At 42.3% G+C, this 1,654-nt stretch carries 1 protein-coding gene; it reads left to right on the top strand.

What is annotated here, in order from left to right; translation table 11 throughout:
• A partial coding sequence (locus PHO71_RS26100) for a PKD domain-containing protein (RefSeq protein WP_300209107.1) occupies nucleotides 1-1,654 on the top strand: 1,654 nt, incomplete at both ends.

The raw sequence follows: 1,654 nt of genomic DNA, 5'->3' as shown, positions 1-1,654 counted from the left end.
ACAAAACAAAACGATACTTTCACATACAATAATAAAGGGATCTACACTGTCAACCTGACCGTCAAAAATGAAATTGGAACCGTAAACACAACAACTGATACAATAAAAGTTTACGGCACCCCTGTTGTTGATTTCTCTGCAAGCTCTATAGCAGGCGAAACTCCCTTAACAGTAGATTTCACCGACGAATCCGAAAATGCAGTTGAATGGTCCTGGGACTTTAACGGTGATGGAGTAGAGGATTCAACAAAACAGAACGATTCCTTCACATATGAAACCCCAAAAACCTATACTGTTACCCTGACCGTCAAAAACGAGGGAGGGACACAGAAAACGGCAACAAAAACAATAACAGTTTATGGAATCCCTGTTGCAGATTTCACCCCGAGCACTACGGAAGGAGATGCCCCACTTAACGTCCAGTTCACGGATAAATCAAAATATGCAATTTCATGGGCCTGGGACTTTGATGGGGACGGAAATGTGGATTCAACAAAACAAAACGATACTTTCACATACAATAATAAAGGGATCTACACTGTCAACCTGACCGTCAAAAATGAAATTGGAACCGTAAACACAACAACTGATACAATAAAAGTTTACGGCACCCCTGTTGCGGACTTCTCTGCGAGCCCTATAGCAGGTGAAACTCCCTTAACAGTAGATTTCACCGACAAATCCGAAAATGCAGTTGAATGGTCCTGGGACTTTAACGGTGATGGAGTAGAGGATTCAACAAAAAAGAACGATTCCTTCACATATGAAACCCCAGAAAACTACACTGTTACTCTGATCGTCAAAAACGAGGGTGGGACTTCGAACAGCAAAACAAAGGAAAATTTCATCATAGTTGCAAAATACCTGCCTCCAATAGCGGAATTCACCGCAAACACCAGCTATGGAATAGGGCCATTAGTCGTCGAGTTTACAAACATGTCCTTTAAAGCCAATTCCTTATATTGGGACTTTGGTGACGGACATAACTCAACTGAAGAGAAACCGACCAATACGTATTCTGTACCCAAAGGCAAGTATGCCAAATATCCGGTTTCCCTTACCATTAATAAAGGTACGATAAATGAGACTACAAAAACCACTGAAAACTGCATCCTTGTGGTAAACGAGACCGCATTAGAGCATGATTCCTGTAATGTATCCCTTGAAGCAGCTCCATTCAAATTTACCTCTAAAGAAGGTATAAACTACACCGTGGACAGTTTCACCGACCTAGGTGCTCTTATCGCAAGCAAAATTCCGGCAAATATCAGTGATGCAGGGTATTCCAATACAGGGGTCTTCTCCCTTGAAAGCCTCGGAGAAATCGAAAACGAAGCTTTTACAGAAAACCACGCTTACTCCTGGTGGATATACATTAATGATGAGCAGGCAGAAAACGGTCTTGGTGAGAATGATCTAATAAATGGAGACAATGTATCCTTTATTTATGCACCCTATGAAGACGGAGAAGCTCAGACAGACCTTGCAGCCTATATCCATAACATAACCGTACATGCAGTGCCGGAAGCCAAATTCTCTGTGAATGTATCCAAAGGAGTCGCCCCTCTGACCGTTAACTTCACAGACCTGTCCGAAAACGCAACGGCATTGCTCTGGGAATTCGAAGACGGAAAGAATTCCACTGACAAGAATA

The sequence above is a fragment of the Bacteroides sp. genome (genome assembly GCF_028690125.1).
Classification (GTDB): Bacteria; Bacteroidota; Bacteroidia; order Bacteroidales; family Bacteroidaceae; genus Bacteroides.
Note: the sequence above shows the minus strand (reverse complement) of the source record. Positions and strands in the feature narration are given on the sequence as shown.